The organism is Streptomyces sp. NPDC057682, assembly GCF_042799575.1.
Lineage (GTDB): Bacteria > Actinomycetota > Actinomycetes > Streptomycetales > Streptomycetaceae > Streptomyces.
This window is the reverse complement of the sequence record NZ_JBHVIN010000002.1, coordinates 1-15,881: the sequence shown is the minus strand read 5'-3', so window position 1 is coordinate 15,881 and position 15,881 is coordinate 1. Positions and strand designations below refer to the sequence as shown.

General features: G+C 72.4%; 14 protein-coding genes. 7 read left to right on the top strand and 7 right to left on the bottom strand.

Annotation, left to right across the window (positions count from 1 at the left end; genetic code table 11):
- Positions 1-81: 81 nt before the first annotated feature.
- Positions 82-843 (top strand): hypothetical protein, encoded by a 762-nt coding sequence (locus ACFVDM_RS02895; protein ID WP_383632202.1) that lies wholly within the window; start codon positions 82-84, stop codon positions 841-843.
- On the opposite strand, the gene ACFVDM_RS02890 is transcribed toward ACFVDM_RS02895, so the two are convergent.
- From ACFVDM_RS02890 to ACFVDM_RS02875, 4 genes are all read right to left on the bottom strand, one after another.
- Positions 744-1,514 (bottom strand): hypothetical protein, encoded by a 771-nt coding sequence (locus ACFVDM_RS02890; RefSeq protein WP_383632199.1) that lies wholly within the window; start codon positions 1,512-1,514, stop codon positions 744-746. The genes ACFVDM_RS02895 and ACFVDM_RS02890 overlap by 100 nt on opposite strands.
- Positions 1,511-3,310, bottom strand: coding sequence for a phosphatidylglycerol lysyltransferase domain-containing protein (locus ACFVDM_RS02885; RefSeq protein WP_383632196.1), 1,800 nt, complete (start codon positions 3,308-3,310; stop codon positions 1,511-1,513). The genes ACFVDM_RS02890 and ACFVDM_RS02885 overlap by 4 nt, the downstream gene beginning before the upstream one ends.
- A 90-nt stretch (positions 3,311-3,400) precedes the next feature.
- Positions 3,401-4,501, bottom strand: coding sequence for a nicotinate-nucleotide--dimethylbenzimidazole phosphoribosyltransferase (gene cobT / locus ACFVDM_RS02880; RefSeq protein ID WP_383632193.1), 1,101 nt, complete (start codon positions 4,499-4,501; stop codon positions 3,401-3,403).
- A 202-nt stretch (positions 4,502-4,703) separates the two neighbouring features.
- Complete coding sequence (locus ACFVDM_RS02875; protein WP_383632190.1) at positions 4,704-5,906, bottom strand: bifunctional adenosylcobinamide kinase/adenosylcobinamide-phosphate guanylyltransferase; 1,203 nt, start codon at positions 5,904-5,906, stop codon at positions 4,704-4,706.
- Positions 5,907-6,091: 185 nt separating this feature from the next.
- On the opposite strand from ACFVDM_RS02875, the gene ACFVDM_RS02870 reads away from it, so the two are divergent.
- Positions 6,092-6,301, top strand: coding sequence for a hypothetical protein (locus ACFVDM_RS02870; RefSeq protein WP_383633477.1), 210 nt, complete (start codon positions 6,092-6,094; stop codon positions 6,299-6,301).
- A 65-nt stretch (positions 6,302-6,366) separates the two neighbouring features.
- On the opposite strand, the gene ACFVDM_RS02865 is transcribed toward ACFVDM_RS02870, so the two are convergent.
- From ACFVDM_RS02865 to ACFVDM_RS02855, 3 genes are all read right to left on the bottom strand, one after another.
- Positions 6,367-7,458, bottom strand: a complete 1,092-nt coding sequence (locus ACFVDM_RS02865; protein WP_383632187.1) for a S1C family serine protease — start codon at positions 7,456-7,458, stop codon at positions 6,367-6,369.
- Between the two features lie 78 nt (positions 7,459-7,536).
- Entirely contained in the window at positions 7,537-8,289 is a 753-nt protein-coding gene (locus ACFVDM_RS02860) for a class I SAM-dependent methyltransferase (RefSeq protein ID WP_383633474.1), read from the bottom strand.
- A gap of 89 nt (positions 8,290-8,378) precedes the next feature.
- Entirely contained in the window at positions 8,379-8,978 is a 600-nt protein-coding gene (locus ACFVDM_RS02855; protein ID WP_383632184.1) for a DUF3043 domain-containing protein, read from the bottom strand.
- 298 nt (positions 8,979-9,276) lie between these two features.
- Here ACFVDM_RS02855 and ACFVDM_RS02850 point away from each other — a divergent pair, with 298 nt between their 5' ends.
- From ACFVDM_RS02850 to ACFVDM_RS02830, 5 genes are all read left to right on the top strand, one after another.
- A complete protein-coding gene (locus ACFVDM_RS02850) occupies positions 9,277-10,056 on the top strand; it encodes a PspA/IM30 family protein (protein ID WP_383632181.1) in 780 nt (259 codons plus the stop codon).
- A gap of 9 nt (positions 10,057-10,065) precedes the next feature.
- Positions 10,066-10,344 (top strand): hypothetical protein, encoded by a 279-nt coding sequence (locus ACFVDM_RS02845; RefSeq protein WP_383632178.1) that lies wholly within the window; start codon positions 10,066-10,068, stop codon positions 10,342-10,344.
- A gap of 157 nt (positions 10,345-10,501) precedes the next feature.
- Complete coding sequence (locus tag ACFVDM_RS02840) at positions 10,502-11,773, top strand: sensor histidine kinase (protein ID WP_383632175.1); 1,272 nt, start codon at positions 10,502-10,504, stop codon at positions 11,771-11,773.
- The gene (locus ACFVDM_RS02835) at positions 11,770-12,468 is read left to right on the top strand and encodes a response regulator (protein WP_383632172.1); all 699 of its coding nucleotides are present in this window, start codon (positions 11,770-11,772) and stop codon (positions 12,466-12,468) included. The genes ACFVDM_RS02840 and ACFVDM_RS02835 overlap by 4 nt, the downstream gene beginning before the upstream one ends.
- Positions 12,469-12,631: 163 nt before the next feature.
- On the top strand, positions 12,632-15,841 hold the full coding sequence (locus ACFVDM_RS02830; RefSeq protein WP_383632169.1) for an efflux RND transporter permease subunit: 3,210 nt from the start codon (positions 12,632-12,634) through the stop codon (positions 15,839-15,841).
- Positions 15,842-15,881 lie beyond the last annotated feature (40 nt).

The following is a 15,881-nucleotide window of genomic DNA, read 5'->3' as shown; positions in this document are numbered from 1 at the left end:
GGCTAATCGGAGGCCCCGCCCGCTAGATTGGGGCGAAGCCGTGCGTATGCGGGCATATGTGGTTGATCGGGAGTGGGTGGGATGGGTCACTGGTTCGCCCGCAACATCGTCGAGCCGGGCAAGCTCCCGCTGCTCCTGGCCCTGGCCGCGTTCGTGCTGACCTTCGCGGTCACCCGGGTCATCACCCGGATGATCCGGGCAGGGAAGGGCCCCTTCCGCAACATCACGCCCGGCGGGGTGCACATCCACCATGTGGTGCCGGGGGTGGTGCTCAGCGTGATCGGCGGATTCGGCGCTGTCGCCAGCGGGCAGCACGGCGTCGCGGCGGGGATCTGCGCGGTCCTGTTCGGGGTGGGCGCGGGGCTGGTCCTGGACGAGTTCGCCCTGATCCTGCACCTGGACGACGTGTACTGGACGGAGGAGGGCCGGCAGAGCGTGGAGATGGTGGTCCTCACCGCCGCGCTCGTCCTGCTGGTCCTCGGCGGCTTCTCGCCGCTCGGGGTGGACGATCTCAGCGACACCCAGCAGCAGAACCGGCTCGGCGCCGTCCTCACCCTCGTCGTCAACTTCGGCTTCGTGCTGATCACCCTGTTCAAGGGCAAGGCGCGGATGGCGGTGGTCGGCACCCTCGTCCCGTTCGTCGCCGTCGTCGGGGCGGTCCGGCTGGCCCGGCCCACCTCGCCGTGGGCCCGGCGCTTCTACCGCCACCGCCACCGCGCCCGCTCCCGCGCGGTGCTGCGCGCCTACCACCACGACGTCCGCTGGGCCGGCCCCCGCCGCCGCTTCCAGGACCTGATCGGCGGAGCCCCCGACCGCGTCCCCGCCCCCTCGTCCAAGCCCTGACGGCGCCGCGGAGGCCGCCGCACCCGCAGCGCCGGGACCGCGCAGAGGGCCAGCGCCGCCACGATGGCTGCCAGATGCTCCTTGCCCGCCAGGTTGTCCTTGACGACGACCTCCGCCACCATCGCGGCGATCACCAGGGCCCCGGTGAACCGGGCCCGGTAGGCGCAGCAGACACAGACCGCCAGGGCGACGACGGCGGCGGAGGGGCCGGTGTCGACGATCCGGGCGTCACTGCCGGGCAGGCCCAGGAAGGCGTCGGGGCCGAGGGCCACGCCGATCCGCGCGTACAGCGTCCCGGCCAGCGTGGCGACGTACGCGATCAGCAGCGTCCGCCACCGGCCCAGGCAGATCTCGGCCGTCCCGAAGACCAGCAGGATCTGGGCCAGCGCGCCCCACACCGGCAGGTCCAGGGCGGGCACGAAGAGCGACAGCGGCGTGCGCAGCAGGGCCGCCCAGAGCGGGTCCTCGGCGCGCACCGCCCCCAGGGTCTGCACCGGCCCGTAGCCCCAGGAGCGGTTCTGCACGATCTGGAGCAGCCCGGTCAGACCGACCGCGCCCAGCGTCATCGGCACGGCCCGCAGCCGCTCGGCGGCGAGTGCCGCCCGTACGGTCGCCCACAGCGGCCCCCATTCGGCCCGCGCCGCCCGGCCGAGGACGGCCGGCACGGTCACCCGCGCGGTCCGAGCTGCGAGCGGTGCAGCCACTTGGGCAGTCCGGGCGCCTCCAGGAAACCTTCCGCGCGGCCCGCGGAGACGCCGATGCGCAGCAGGTCGGCGCTCCGCTCGAAGAGCATGTAGCGCGGTTCCCAGATCGGCCGGTACTTGGCGTTGGCGCGGTACAGCGACTCGATCTGCCACCAGCGGGAGAAGAAGCTGAGCAGCGACCGCCACAGCCGCAGCACCGGCCCGGCGCCGAGCCGCGAGCCGCGTTCGAAGACCGAGCGGAACATCGCGAAGTTCAGCGACACCTGGGTGACCCCGATCGTCCCGGCCCGTTGCAGGAGTTCGATCACCATGAACTCCATCAGCCCGTTCTCGGCGTCCCGGTCACGGCGCATCAGATCCAGGGAGAGGCCGGCCGGGCCCCAGGGCACGAAGCTCAGCAGGGCGCGCAGTTCGCCGGGGCGCCCGTCCTCGCCCGCGTCCCGGCACTCCAGCATCACGCACTGCCCGTCGGCAGGGTCGCCGAGCCGCCCCAGCGCCATCGAGAAGCCGCGTTCGGTCGCGCCGTCGCGCCAGTCGTCGGCGCGGCGCACCAGTTCGGCCATCTCGGCCGCGGGAATGTCCGCGTGCCGGCGCACCGTCACCTCGTAACCGGCCCGTCTGACCCGGTTGTACGCCTGGCGGACCGTGCGCATCGCCCGCCCCTCCAGGGTGAAGTCGGCGGTCTCCACGATCGCCTCGTCACCCAGCTCCAGGGCGTCCATGCCGTGCCGGGCGTAGACCGTGCCGCCCTCCTCGCTCGCCCCCATCACCGCGGGGATCCAGCCGTGCTCGCGGGCCTCGGCCAGCCAGGGGGCGATCGCCCCGGGCCAGGCCTCCGGGTCCCCGAGGGGATCGCCGGAGGCCAGCGAGACCCCGCCGACCACCCGGTAGGTGACCGCGGCCTTCCCGGTCGGCGACCAGATCGCGCTCTTCTCGCGGCGCAGCGCGAAGTAGCCGAGCGAGTCCCGGTCGCCGTGCTTGTCGAGCAGGGCGCGCAGCGCCGCCTCGTCCTCGGGGCTGAGCGGGTCGACCGCCCGCCGGGCGCGGAACGCCGCGTAGACGACGGCGATCAGCAGCAGCGTGGACAGGATGTTGATGGCGACGTTCACCCAGCCCGGGGCGGTGATGCCGGGGAAGCGGGAGTCGTCGGAGGCCACCGAGATCAGCCGCAGCGTGCCGTAGCGCCAGCGGTCCAGGAACGTCGAACGGTATTCGTCGTGCGCCCGGTTGGTGACGGTGACCAGAGCGGCCGCGATCAGCGAGGTGACCAGCAGCCCGCCGACCGCCACCAGGGCGGCCAGCTTCGGGTTGGAGCGGTCGCCCTTCGCGTAGAACTCCCGCTGCCCGAGCGCGAGGGCGAGGACGAAGGAGGCCGTCAGCGCAAGCGAGATCCAGTTCTGCGGATAGCGGCGGATCTCCGGGAAGCCGATCACCGCGGCGAAGAGCAGCAGGGTGAGACCGCTCAGCACCATGTTGACGATCCACGCGGCGCGCTTGCGCCGCCGCATCGTCACGGCGAGGAACAGCGCGACGACGCCCGAGGAGAACCCGGCCGTCAGCAGATACGGCGTGAAGTAGTTCTCGGTGTTGTGGCGGCGCAGGTCCTGGCCGAAGGTGACCCAGACGGCGCTGAGGAAATTGAGGAACGACACGACGCGCAGATACCAGAGGGCGAACGCCGCACCCCGGCGCGAGCGTTCGGTGCTCGGCGGCCGGGCCGCGGCGTAGGTGGACTCCTCGGTGGTCATGCGGACCTCTCCCATGAAAAGCGATCATATGGGGCATATCGCTTCGTCCGGGGGTACGCGTCACCGCTCGCCGTCGCCCTGCGTGCCGACGGCCCGGGTCCTGTCTCAGGCCTCCGGCTCTACGCCGTCCCCGGATTCCTCGTCGCCCTCCGGCTCCTCGTCGTCCTCCGGCGCGCGCTCGGGCAGTTCCGCCGCCAGCGCGGCCGCGGCCTGCACCAGCGGCAGCGCGAGCAGCGCGCCGCTTCCCTCGCCGACGATGACGCCGTGGTCCAGCAGCGGGTTGAGCGCCATCCGGTCCAGCGCCTTGGCCTGGGCCGGCTCACCGCTCAGCTGGCCCGCCAGCCACCAGTCGGGCGCCCGGAACGCGGCCCGCTGACCGACCAGCGCACAGGCGGCGGAGACCACGCCGTCCAGGATCACGGGGAGCCGGCGCACCGCGCACTGGAGCAGGAAGCCCGTCATCGCCGCGAGGTCGGCCCCGCCGACCGTCGCCAGCAGCTCCAGCTGGTCGCCCAGGACCGGCCGGGCCCGGCGCAGCGCGTCACGGATCGCCGCGCACTTGCGCATCCAGGCCAGATCGTCGATGCCCGCGCCCCCGCGTCCGGTGACGACCGAGGCGTCGGTGCCGCAGAGCGCCGCGACCAGGGTCGCCGCGGCCGTGGTGCCGCCGACGCTCAGATCGCCCAGCACCACCAGATCGGTGCCCGAGTCCGCCTCCTCGTCGGCGATCGCCATGCCGAGCCGGACCGCCGCCTCGGCCTCCTCGACCGTCAGCGCGTCCTCGATGTCGATCCGGCCGCTGCCCCGTCGCACCCGGGTCCGCACCACGGATTCCGGCAGCAGCTCCGGATCGCAGTCCAGACCCGCGTCGACGATCCGCACGGGCACGGAGAACCGGCGGGCCAGCACGGCGAGCGGCGTCGTACCGTCCAGCGTGGCCCGCACCAGCTCGTGCGCCGTCCCGGCCGCACGCCCCGACACGTCCAGCTCCGCCACCCCGTGGTCGCCCGCGAACAGCACCACCCGGGCCTGCTCCACCGGCCGGACCGGCACGGCCTGCTGGGCGGCGGACAGCCACTCGCCCAGTTCGTCGAGACGGCCGAGCGCACCGGGCGGCACGAGGAACCGCTCCCGGCGTTCCTCGGCGTCACGCCGTACACCCCCGTCGGGGCGTTCGATCAGGTCGGAGAAGTCGTCCAGATTCACGGGGGTCTGCCTCGCGGGTCGATACGGGGTGGGGGCCGGGGCCCGCCGACGGGAACGGAGGCTCCCGGGCGATCCCGGACCGCGCGGCCACGCGAGAACCTCACTGCGGAACAGTACCCGCCGCGTTTTCCGCCCCTCCGCCGTGCGCCCGCCGCCGCCCGCACCGCAGTTGACGCGGGCGCCCGCCCTCCCGGCCGGCCCGTCAGCCGCGCAGCACCAGCGCCTGTCCGGCCACCACCAGCAGCACCTGCTCGCACTGGTCGGCCACGGCGGCGTTCAGCCGGCCCAGCTCGTCCCGGAAGCGCCGCCCGGCCGCCGTCGCCGGGACCACCCCGGACCCGGTCTCGTTGGTCACCAGCACGACGGTGCGCCGGGTGGCGCGGACGGCGGCGACCAGTTCGGCCGTCCGCTTCCGCAGCGCGCTCTCGCCGCCCCGCGCCCAGGCCGTGTCGTCCCAGGCGTCCACCCGGTCCATCGCGTCCGTCAGCCACAGCGACAGGCAGTCGACGAGCAGCGGCGGCCCGTCGGACGTCAGCAGCTCCGCCAGCTCGCAGGTCTCCTCGGTGCGCCAGGCGGCGGGCCTGCGCTCCCGGTGCAGTCCGATCCGCGCCGCCCACTCCGCGTCACCGTCCCGGCCGCCGCCGGTCGCCACGTACACGACCTCCGGATACGTCTCCAGCCGGCGCTCGGCCTCCAGCGACTTGCCGGAGCGGGCGCCCCCGGTGACCAGGGTGCGCCGGGGCGGCCCCGGTACCGCCCGGAAACCGCCGACGGGCAGCGTCGTCCCGTCCGGGACGGCCCGCGCGCCCGCCGCGGCCAGCCGGCGGTCCAGCTCGGGTCCTGGCGGGGCGTCGTGGTCGAGATGGACGGCGATGACCTCGGTGGCCGGGCCGACCGCCTCGACGGCCCGCAGCCGGGCCAGCGCGTCGGGCCGCCCCACGAGATCGCCGACGACCGTGTCGTACGGCTGGGCCGCCCGCTCGGTCAGCCCGGCGGGGGCGCCGCCCGGCGGCAGATAGAGCAGCCGCTCCCCGTCCGGCGAGACGACCTCGTAACCGGTGCCCGGCGCGTCCATCGGCACGGCCCGCACCCGGTGACCGCTGATCAGCGTCAGCACCCGCCCGTCCGGGACCCGGCCCGCCGGGGGCAGCCCGGCCGGCAGCTCGACGGCCGGTCCGTCGTGCGGGTGGGTGAGCAGCACCTGCCGTACGCCGGTCAGGGAACGCCCGGCGCGGGCGGCGGCGAACACGGCCCCGGGGGTCAGGTCGAGCAGCAGCGCGTCGTCGATCAGCAGGGCGGTCGCGGCGCGCGCACCCGTACCCAGGGCGGCGGCGCAGGCGGCGCAGGGGCAGTCGGGCCGGGGCAGCCCGTCGGGGGCGCCGGTGCCGAGCAGTGTCAGTTCCACGCCCCGATCCTCCCGCGTCCCCGCACCGGCTGCGCGATGTGGGGGTGAACGGAGTCGCGGGGGCCCGTCCGGGGCAGGACCCACGCACGGGGTCCGTCGGCGTGACCAGGACCCGAGGCCCTAAGGGATTACGGGACAACCCTTAGGCTGCTGACTTGAGCAGAGACGTGATCCAGGAGGCGGACATGGCGTGGACGTGGCGGTTCGAGAAGTCCGACGGAACGGAGACGGAGCCGGCCCTTCAGCCGGAGGAGTTCACGACGCAGGGGGACGCGGAGTCCTGGGTCGGTGAGTACTGGAAGGAACTCGCCGACGGCGGCGCGGACCAGGTGACCCTGTTCGACGACGGGACGAAGATCTACGGCCCGATGAGCCTCCACGCCGACCAGGGCTGACCCGCACGGTGCGGCGGGCGGACCCTCCCGGGCCCGCCCGCCGCACCGTCGGCCCCACTTGGGGTCTACACCTCGCCGAGCGTCACCTCGGCCGTCTTCTCCGCCCCGTTGCGCAGATAGGTCACGGTGACCTTGTCGCCGGGCTTGTCGGAGGCCAGCGCCTCCGACAGGGAGGTGATCGTGGTGATCGGGGTGTCACCGACCTTGGTGATGATGTCGCCGGACCGGAGCCCGGCCTTCTGCGCCGCGCCGCCGCTCGTGGCGCTGACGATCGCGACCCCGGCGGGCTGGTAGCTGCTGTTGACGACCGTGCGGCCGGTGATGTTCAGCGCCGCGCGGCCGGAGTCGGTGACCTTGCCGCTCTTGATGATCTGGTCGGCGACCGTCTTCACCATCGAGACCGGGATCGCGAATCCGATCCCCGGTGCCGCGCTGTCACCCATCTGGGGGTCGGTGGCCGCCAGTGTGGGGATGCCGATGACCTCGCTGTCGAGGTTCACCAGCGCGCCGCCGCTGTTGCCCGGGTTGATCGCCGCCGAGGTCTGCACCATGTTGGCGATCGTCGCGCCGGTGCCGCCTCCCGCCCGGCTCTCGCTCACGGTCCGGCCGAGGGCCGAGACGATTCCCTGGGTGACGCTGCTGGAGAGCCCCAGCGGCGAGCCCATGGCCAGCACGATCTGGCCGACCTCGACCTTCTCCGAGTCACCGAACTTCGCGGGCTTCAGCCCCTTGGGGACGCTGTCGAGCTTGATGACCGCCAGGTCCTGCTCGGGATAGGCGGCGACCAGCGAGGCCTTCAGCACCTTCTCGCCGGTGGCCACGGTGACCTTGAAGGTCTTCTCGTCGCCGACCACATGGGCGTTGGTGACGATATGGCCCTTGTCGTCGTAGACGATGCCGGAGCCCAGGCTCTCGGAGGCGTCGATCTGCACCACCGACGGCAGGACGTTCTCGATGACGGTCTGGTACTCGCTCTGCAGGTCACCGCTGGCCTTCGAGGCCGAGCCCTGCTGGGCCGACCCGGACTTCGTCGGGGTGGTCCCGGAGGAGCTGGAATCCGCGTCGGAGCAACCGCTCACCAGCGCGATCGCGCAGACACCGGCGGACAGGGGCATCAGCAGCCGGCGCACACGGCTGCGGCTATGAAGGGCATCCATGTCCGGATTATTACTATTAACCCCTTTGGCGGCCTGTTGAGCGCACCCGCCCGGGGACCCGCCCCGGGCGTCGTCGCCTCAGCCGCGCACCCCGCACAGATGCAGCAGCGCCGCGACGCCCCGGTACGGATCGGTCCGCCCCGCCCGGTCCTCCGCCGCGAGCACCCGCTCCAGCTCGGCGGCCGGCGGCAGCTCGACGTCGTTGCTCACGTTGTCCGTGAAGATCCGCACCCCGTACCAGGCGTGCAGCGGCGCGGCGATCCCGGCCAGCGTCGCGGTCAGATCGGCGAGCCGGTCCGCGCGCACGGAGAGCCCGAGGCGGTTGGTGTAGCGGTCGGTGTCGAACGCGGCCAGCGCCGCGTCCCAGTCCCCGGCCATTCCGGGCCGCATCGCCAGCGCGTCCGCGTTCCGCACGAGCAGCGAGAGCAGTCCGCCCGGGGCCAGCATCCTGGCCAGCCCGGCCACCATGGCGTCGGGCTCCTGGACGTACATCAGCACTCCGTGGCACAGCACCACGTCGAAGCTGCCCGGCAGGAAGTGCACACCGGTGTCCTGGCCGTTGCCCTCGATGAGCCGGACCCGCTCACGGATCCCGGCCGGTTCGCCGGCCAGCGACTCGCGCGCCATCCGCAGCATCTCGGGATCGGACTCCAGCCCCGTGACGCTGTGACCGGCGCGGGCCAGCCGCAGGGCCTGGGTGCCCTGGCCCATGCCGACGTCCAGGATCCGCAGCCGCTGCCCGACCGGGAACCGGGCCCCGATCTGCTCGTCCAGCTGCCGGGCCACCAGCTCCTGGCGCACGGTGTTCCGTAGCCCGCCGAGCCCCTTCAGCCAGTCCGGAGCCGCCCCGGTGAACCCGGAGACCACGGCGTCCGTCCGCCCGCGGGGCGCCCCGCCGGCCGGTCCGGAGGGGTCCGCGCTCAGGGTCGCTCCCCGCGCTTGACCTGCGGCTTCGGCAGCCGCAGCCGACGCATCTGGAGCGTGCGCATCAGACCGTAGGCGACCGCGCCGCGCTTGGGCGTGTCCAGGAAGCGCTCGTTCAGCTGCTTGCGCAGCCGGAAGGCGAGCCCGATCGAGTCGACGACGATCAGCACGATCACACCGAGCCACAGGAGCAGCGAGATGTTCTGGATCCCGCGCACCTGGATCACGCTGAGGATCAGGATGACCACGGCCAGCGGCAGGAAGTACTCGGCGATGCAGAAGCGGGAGTCCACGAAGTCGCGGACGAAGCGCCGCACCGGACCCTTGTCACGGGCCGGCAGATACCGCTCGTCCCCGTTGGCCAGGGCCTCGCGCTGCTTGGCCAGGTCGACCCGGCGTGCCTCTCGCTGGCGCTTCACCGCCTCCTTGCGGTCGAGCGGCGCGCTGCTGGAGGCGCGACGGCGCTGCGACTGGGCGTCGCTGCGCTTCGGGGTGGGGCGACCCTTGGGTGCCTCAGGGTCACGGGGCGTCTTGGAGAGGTCCGCCGTCACCTTGCCGGTGGGGGCCTTCTCTTCCTTGGAGCGGCTACCAAACACAAGGCCCAAGGGTACGGGGTCGAAGGCCACGACCCCAGGCCGGCCGGGAACGATCCGGCAACGGACGGCGTCCTTGCCGGTGTCCGCACCGCACGGTACGGGCTTCGTCACCGGGTTTCCCCGGCCGTCGTCTACTCCCTGGGCCGGAGCCGTCACCGACGGCACTCGTCCTTGGGGAGGACCCCATCCGTGCTCGAACAGTGCGGTAATAGAGACAGGGCCCGTACTGTGGGTTCTGTCGGACTGCTGGAAGACCGGTTGAGTCAGAAGGGGGCGCGCGAAGCCCATGAGCGGTGTCATGAAGCGTATGGGGATGATCTTCCGCGCGAAGGCGAACAAGGCCCTTGACCGGGCCGAGGACCCGCGCGAAACCCTCGATTACTCCTACCAGAAGCAGCTGGAGCTGCTTCAGAAGGTGCGCCGCGGCGTCGCCGACGTGGCGACCTCCCGCAAGCGCCTGGAGCTGCAGCTGAACCAGCTGCAGGGCCAGACGTCCAAGCTGGAGGACCAGGGCCGCAAGGCGCTCGCGCTCGGCCGCGAGGACCTGGCCCGCGAGGCGCTCTCCCGCCGCGCCGCCCTCCAGCAGCAGGTGACCGACCTGGAGACGCAGCACACCACGCTCCAGGGCGAGGAGGAGAAGCTCACCCTGGCGGCCCAGCGCCTCCAGGCCAAGGTCGACGCCTTCCGCACGAAGAAGGAGACCATCAAGGCCACCTACACGGCGGCCCAGGCGCAGACCCGGATCGGCGAGGCCTTCTCGGGCATCTCCGAGGAGATGGGCGACGTCGGCCTGGCGATCCAGCGGGCCGAGGACAAGACCCAGCAGCTCCAGGCACGGGCCGGCGCCATCGACGAACTGCTCGCCTCGGGCGCCCTGGACGACCCGACCGGCACGGCGAAGGACGACATCGCCGCCGAGCTGGACCGCATCTCGGGTGGTACGGATGTGGAGCTGGAACTGCAGCGCATGAAGGCCGAGCTGGCCGGAGGCCCCTCCGCCCAGCAGCAGGCCATCGAGGGCGGCCCGCAGGACGCCGTCCCGCAGGACCGGACCACCCACAAGTTCGACAAGAATTAAGGCAGCGTCATGATCGTACGGATCATGGGGGAGGGCCAGGCAGTCCTGGCCGACAGTCATCTCGCCGAGCTCGACAAGCTCGACGACAACCTGCTCGCCGAGATGGAGCGGGGCGACGGACCGGGGTTCCGCGCCACGCTCCACGCGCTCCTGGCCCGGGTGCGCGAGCTCGGCACACCCTTGCCGGACGACTCCCTGGAGCCGTCGGAGCTGATCCTCCCGTCGCCCGACGCCACGCTCGAAGAGGTACGGGCGATGCTCAGCGACGACGGCCTGATCCCCGGCTGAGCGCGTGGCGGCGGACCGCCGCCGCCCCGGCAGTCCCGACCGTGCCCCGTGAACCGGCAGCCCCGCCGGACACGGGGCACCGCCGTACGCACCGCAGGGTCCGGCTTTCCTCCGCGCCGGGACGATTCCGGTGCGACACGCCGTAACGTAGCTTGACGTGACCACCCTCGGAACCGGGCTCCTGCGCATCCGGAGCTGGCTGCGCGACCATCCCCTCGCGCTGGACGGCGCCCTCGCCCTGGCCGTGTTCGTGGCCATGTTCATCACGTCCTTCGCCGACCCGAACGCCCACAACGGACCCACCTTCGGCACCCGCACCCCCGCCGCGGGCAGCGTGTTCCTGATGGGACTCGGCGCCCTCGCGCTGGTCTGGCGCAGGCGCAGCCCCATGTGCGTGCTCGGCGCCACCGGGGTGCTCACCGTCGTGGAGCTGGTGACCGCCGATCCGCCGTCGCCCGTGGTGATGAGCGCCGTCATCGCCCTCTACACCGTCGCCGCCCGCACCGACCGGCCGACGACCTGGCGGGTCGGCCTCCTCACCATGGCGGCGCTCACCGCCGCCGCGATGTGCTTCGGCACGGCCCCCTGGTACAGCCAGGAGAACCTCGGCGTCTTCGCCTGGACCGGGATGGCGGGCGCGGCCGGGGACGCGGTCCGCTCCCGGCGCGCCTTCGTCGACGCGATCAGGGAACGCGCCGAACGGGCCGAGCGGACCCGGGAGGAGGAGGCCCGGCGCCGGGTCGCCGAGGAGCGGCTGCGCATCGCCCGCGACCTCCACGACGTCGTCGCCCACCACATCGCCCTGGTCAACGTGCAGGCCGGGGTCGCCGCCCACGTCATGGACCGCCGCCCCGACCAGGCCAAGGAGGCCCTGGCCCACGTCCGCGAGGCCAGCCGCTCCGCCCTCAACGAACTGCGTGCCACCGTCGGGCTGCTGCGCCAGTCCGGCGACCCGGCCGCCCCGACCGAACCGGCCCCCGGCCTCGCCGTCCTCGACGAACTGGTGGAGACCGTCCGCCGAGCCGGGCTGCCCGTCGAGGTGGCCTGCGCGGCGAAGGAGGGCCCGCCGCTGCCCGCCGCCGTGGACCTGGCCGCGTACCGGGTGATCCAGGAGGCGCTGACCAACGTCCGCAAGCACGCGGGCGCCGGGGCCAAGGCCGAGATCAGCGTCGTCCGGGTCGGCGCGACGGCCGAGATCATGGTCCTGGACAACGGCGGCGGCGCCTCCTCCGCGCCCGGCACCGCCCCCACCGGCGGCGGCCACGGACTGCTCGGCATGCGCGAACGCGTCACCGCCCTGGGCGGCACCCTCACCGCCGGACCCCGTTACGGAGGCGGCTTCCGGGTCCATGCGATCCTGCCCCTCGAAGCCCGCGCACAGGAGCCGGAGAGGCCGGACACGGCGGGCCGTACGGGGGGACACACATGACCGACGACGCCATCAGGGTGCTGCTCGTCGACGACCAGGCGCTGCTGCGCAGCGCGTTCCGGGTGCTGGTGGACTCGGAGCCGGACATGCGGGTGGTCGGCGAGGCCTCGGACGGGGCGCAGGCCGTGGAACTGGCCCGCACGACCGGCGCCGACGTGGTGCTGATGGACATCCGGATGCCCGGCACCGACGGACTGACCGCGACCCGGATGATCAGCGCCGACCCGGAGCTGTCCGAGGTGCGCGTGGTCATGCTGACCACCTTCGAGGTCGACGAGTACGTGGTGCAGTCGCTGCGCGCCGGTGCCTCGGGCTTCCTCGGCAAGGGCGCCGAACCGGAGGAACTGCTCAACGCCATCCGGATCGCCGCCGCCGGGGAGGCCCTGCTCTCGCCCGCCGCGACCAAGGGGCTGATCGCCACCTTCCTGGCTCAGGGCGGCAGTCCGGACGAGGCGGGGCCGGGCGCAGCGGAGTACTCCGCGCGCCTGGAGGCCCTCACCACCCGGGAGCGGGAGGTGCTGGTCCTCGTCGCCGGCGGGCTCTCCAACGACGAGATCGCCGAACGGCTGGTCGTCAGCCCCCTCACCGTCAAGACCCATGTGAACCGCGCGATGGCGAAGCTCGGCGCCCGCGACCGGGCCCAATTGGTGGTCATAGCGTACGAATCGGGCCTGGTGCGCCCACGGGTGGAGTGAGGGTTGCACCCCGGCATACTCCAGCTGCGGTATGCGCGGTGTGAGATATCGGCCTGGGGTCGCCCCTTCCGGCTCCGGGAGTGAGCGATCGTATAGAGGGGCCGGGCCTGTCCCCAGGTTGCCCGCCCGCCTGCCGCGTACGCCACAGAAAGAGACCCCACCCATGTCCTGGCTGTCCAGATTCAGCCTCGCGCAAAGGGCCCTGATCGGGCTGATGTCGGTCGTCGCGCTCGTCTTCGGCGCGATCGCGATCCCGCAGCTCAAGCAGCAGCTGCTGCCCACGATCGAGCTCCCGATGGTGTCGGTGCTCGCCCCCTACCAGGGCGCGTCCCCCGACGTGGTCGAGAAGCAGGTCGTCGAACCGCTCGAGAACTCGATCAAGGCCGTCGACGGGGTCACCGGCATCACCTCGACCGCCAGCGAGGGCAACGCCGTCATCATGGCGTCCTTCGACTTCGGCGACGAGGGCACCAAGCAGCTCGTCGCGGACATCCAGCAGGCGGTGAACCGCGCCCGCGTCCAGCTGCCCGACGACGTGGACCCGCAGGTCATCGCCGGCTCCACCGACGACATCCCGACCGTCGTCCTCGCGGTCACCTCCGACAAGGACCAGCAGGCGCTCGCCGACCAGCTGGACCGCACCGTCGTCCCCGCCCTGGAGGACATCGACGGTGTCGGCCAGGTCGCCGTCGACGGTGTCCGGGACCTCCAGGTCTCGATCACCCCCGACGACAGGAAGCTCGCGGCGGCCGGTCTCAACGCGGCCTCGCTCGCCCAGGCGCTCCAGGCCGGCGGCGCCACCGTCCCGGCCGGCTCCTTCTCCGAGTCCGGCAAGAGCCGCACCGTCCAGGTCGGCGGCGCCTTCACCTCGCTGAAGCAGATCGAGGACCTGCGGGTCACCGCCCAGGACCCGGCGACCGGCAAGGCCGGCAAGCCGGTCCGCGTAGGCGACATCGCCGCGGTGAAGCAGGAGCCCGCCACCGCGGTCTCCCTCACCCGGACCAACGGCAAGCCGAGCCTCGCCGTGATGGCCACCATGGACAAGGACGGCAGCGCCGTCGCCATCTCGGACGCCGTCAAGGACAAGCTCCCGAAGCTCCGTCAGGACCTCGGTTCCGGCGCCGAGCTGACCATCGTCTCCGACCAGGGCCCGGCCGTCTCCAAGGCCATCTCCGGTCTGACCACCGAGGGCGCGCTCGGCCTCGTCTTCGCGGTCATCGTGATCCTGGTCTTCCTGGCCTCGATCCGCTCCACCCTGGTCACCGCGGTCTCCATCCCGCTCTCGGTCGTCCTCGCGCTGATCGTGCTCTGGACGCGTGACCTCTCGCTCAACATGCTCACGCTGGGCGCGCTGACCATCGCGATCGGCCGGGTCGTCGACGACTCGATCGTCGTCCTGGAGAACATCAAGCGGCACCTCGGCTACGGCGAGGAGCGCCAGTCCGCGATCATCACCGCGGTGAAGGAGGTGGCCGGAGCGGTCACCGCCTCGACCCTCACCACCGTCGCCGTCTTCCTGCCGATCGGCCTGGTCGGCGGCATGGTCGGCGAGCTGTTCGGCTCCTTCTCGCTCACCGTCACGGCCGCCCTGCTGGCCTCCCTGCTGGTCTCGCTGACCGTGGTCCCGGTGCTCTCGTTCTGGTTCCTGCGCGCCCCCAAGGGCAGCGCCGAGGACCCGGACAAGGCCCGCCGCGAGGCCGAGGAGAAGGAAGCCCGCAGCCGCCTCCAGCGGATCTACCTGCCGGTGCTGCGCTTCGCCACCCGGCGCCGCATCACCAGCGTCGTCATCGCCGTCGCCATCCTCATCGGCACCTTCGGCATGGCCCCGCTCCTGAAGACCAACTTCTTCGACCAGGGCGAGCAGGAGGTCCTCTCCATCAAGCAGGAGCTGGCCCCCGGCACCAGCCTGGCCGCCTCCGACGAGGCCGCGAAGAAGATCGAGAAGCTCCTCGCGGACGACAAGGACGTCAAGGACTACCAGGTCACCGTCGGCTCCTCGGGCTTCATGGCCGCCTTCGGCGGCGGTACGGGCTCCAACCAGGCCTCGTACCAGGTCACGCTGAAGGACTCCAAGCACTTCGAGGCCGCGCAGGACCGTATCGAGCAGGGCCTGGCCAAGCTCGACGGCATCGGCGACACCACCATCTCCGCCGGTGACGGCTTCGGCTCCCAGGACCTCAGCGTCGTGGTCAAGGCCGCCGACGCGGACACCCTGAAGAAGGCCTCCGAGCAGGTCCGCGCCGAGGTCGCCAAGCTCAAGGACGTCACCGACGTCCAGAGCGACCTGGCCCAGAGCATCCCGCGGATCTCGGTCACGGCCAACGCCAAGGCCGCCGACGCCGGCTTCAACCAGGCCGCCCTGGGCGCGGTCGTCGCCGGAGCGGTGCGCGGCACCCCGGCCGGCAAGGCGATCATGGACGACACCGAGCGCGATGTGCTCATCACGTCCGCCCACCCGGCCACCACGATGCAGCAGTTGAAGGACCTCCCGCTCGGCCCGGTCAAGCTCGGCCGGATCGCCGACGTGAAGCTGGTTCCCGGACCGGTCTCCATGACCCGCATCGACGGCCAGCGTGCCGCCACGGTCACGGCCCGGCCCACCGGTGACAACACCGGCGCCGTGGGCACCGACCTCCAGGCCAAGCTCAAGGACCTGGACCTGCCCGAGGGCGCCACCGCCACCATCGGCGGCGTCACCGAGGACCAGGACGACGCGTTCATGAAGCTGGGCCTGGCCATGCTGGCGGCGATCGCGATCGTCTTCATGCTGCTGGTCGCCACGTTCCGCTCGCTGATCCAGCCGCTGATCCTGCTGGTCTCCATCCCGTTCGCGGCCACCGGAGCCATCGGCCTGCTCGTCATCACCGGCACCCCGATGGGCGTCGCCTCGATGATCGGCATGCTGATGCTCATCGGCATCGTGGTCACCAACGCGATCGTCCTGATCGACCTGATCAACCAGTACCGCGCCCAGGGCCTCGGCGTCGTCGAGGCGGTCGTCGAGGGCGGACGCCACCGTCTGCGCCCGATCCTCATGACTGCCCTGGCGACCATCTTCGCCCTGCTCCCGATGGCACTCGGCGTGACCGGCGAGGGCGGCTTCATCTCCCAGCCGCTCGCCGTCGTCGTCATCGGCGGCCTGGTCACCTCGACGCTGCTCACGCTGCTCCTGGTGCCCACGCTGTACACGATGGTGGAGCTGTTCAAGGAGCGCCGCCGCAAGAAGAAGGCCGCCAAGCGGGCCAGGAAGGCGGGCATCCCGGCCCCGGCCGAGTCCGAGGAGAGCACATCGTCCTCCTCCGCCCCGGACTCCTCCGCCCCGGACTCCTCCGCCCCGGACTCCTCCGACGAGCCGGAGCCGGCGAAGGCCTGATCCGCCCGGCAGAACAGAAGGGGCCCGGACCGCACGACAT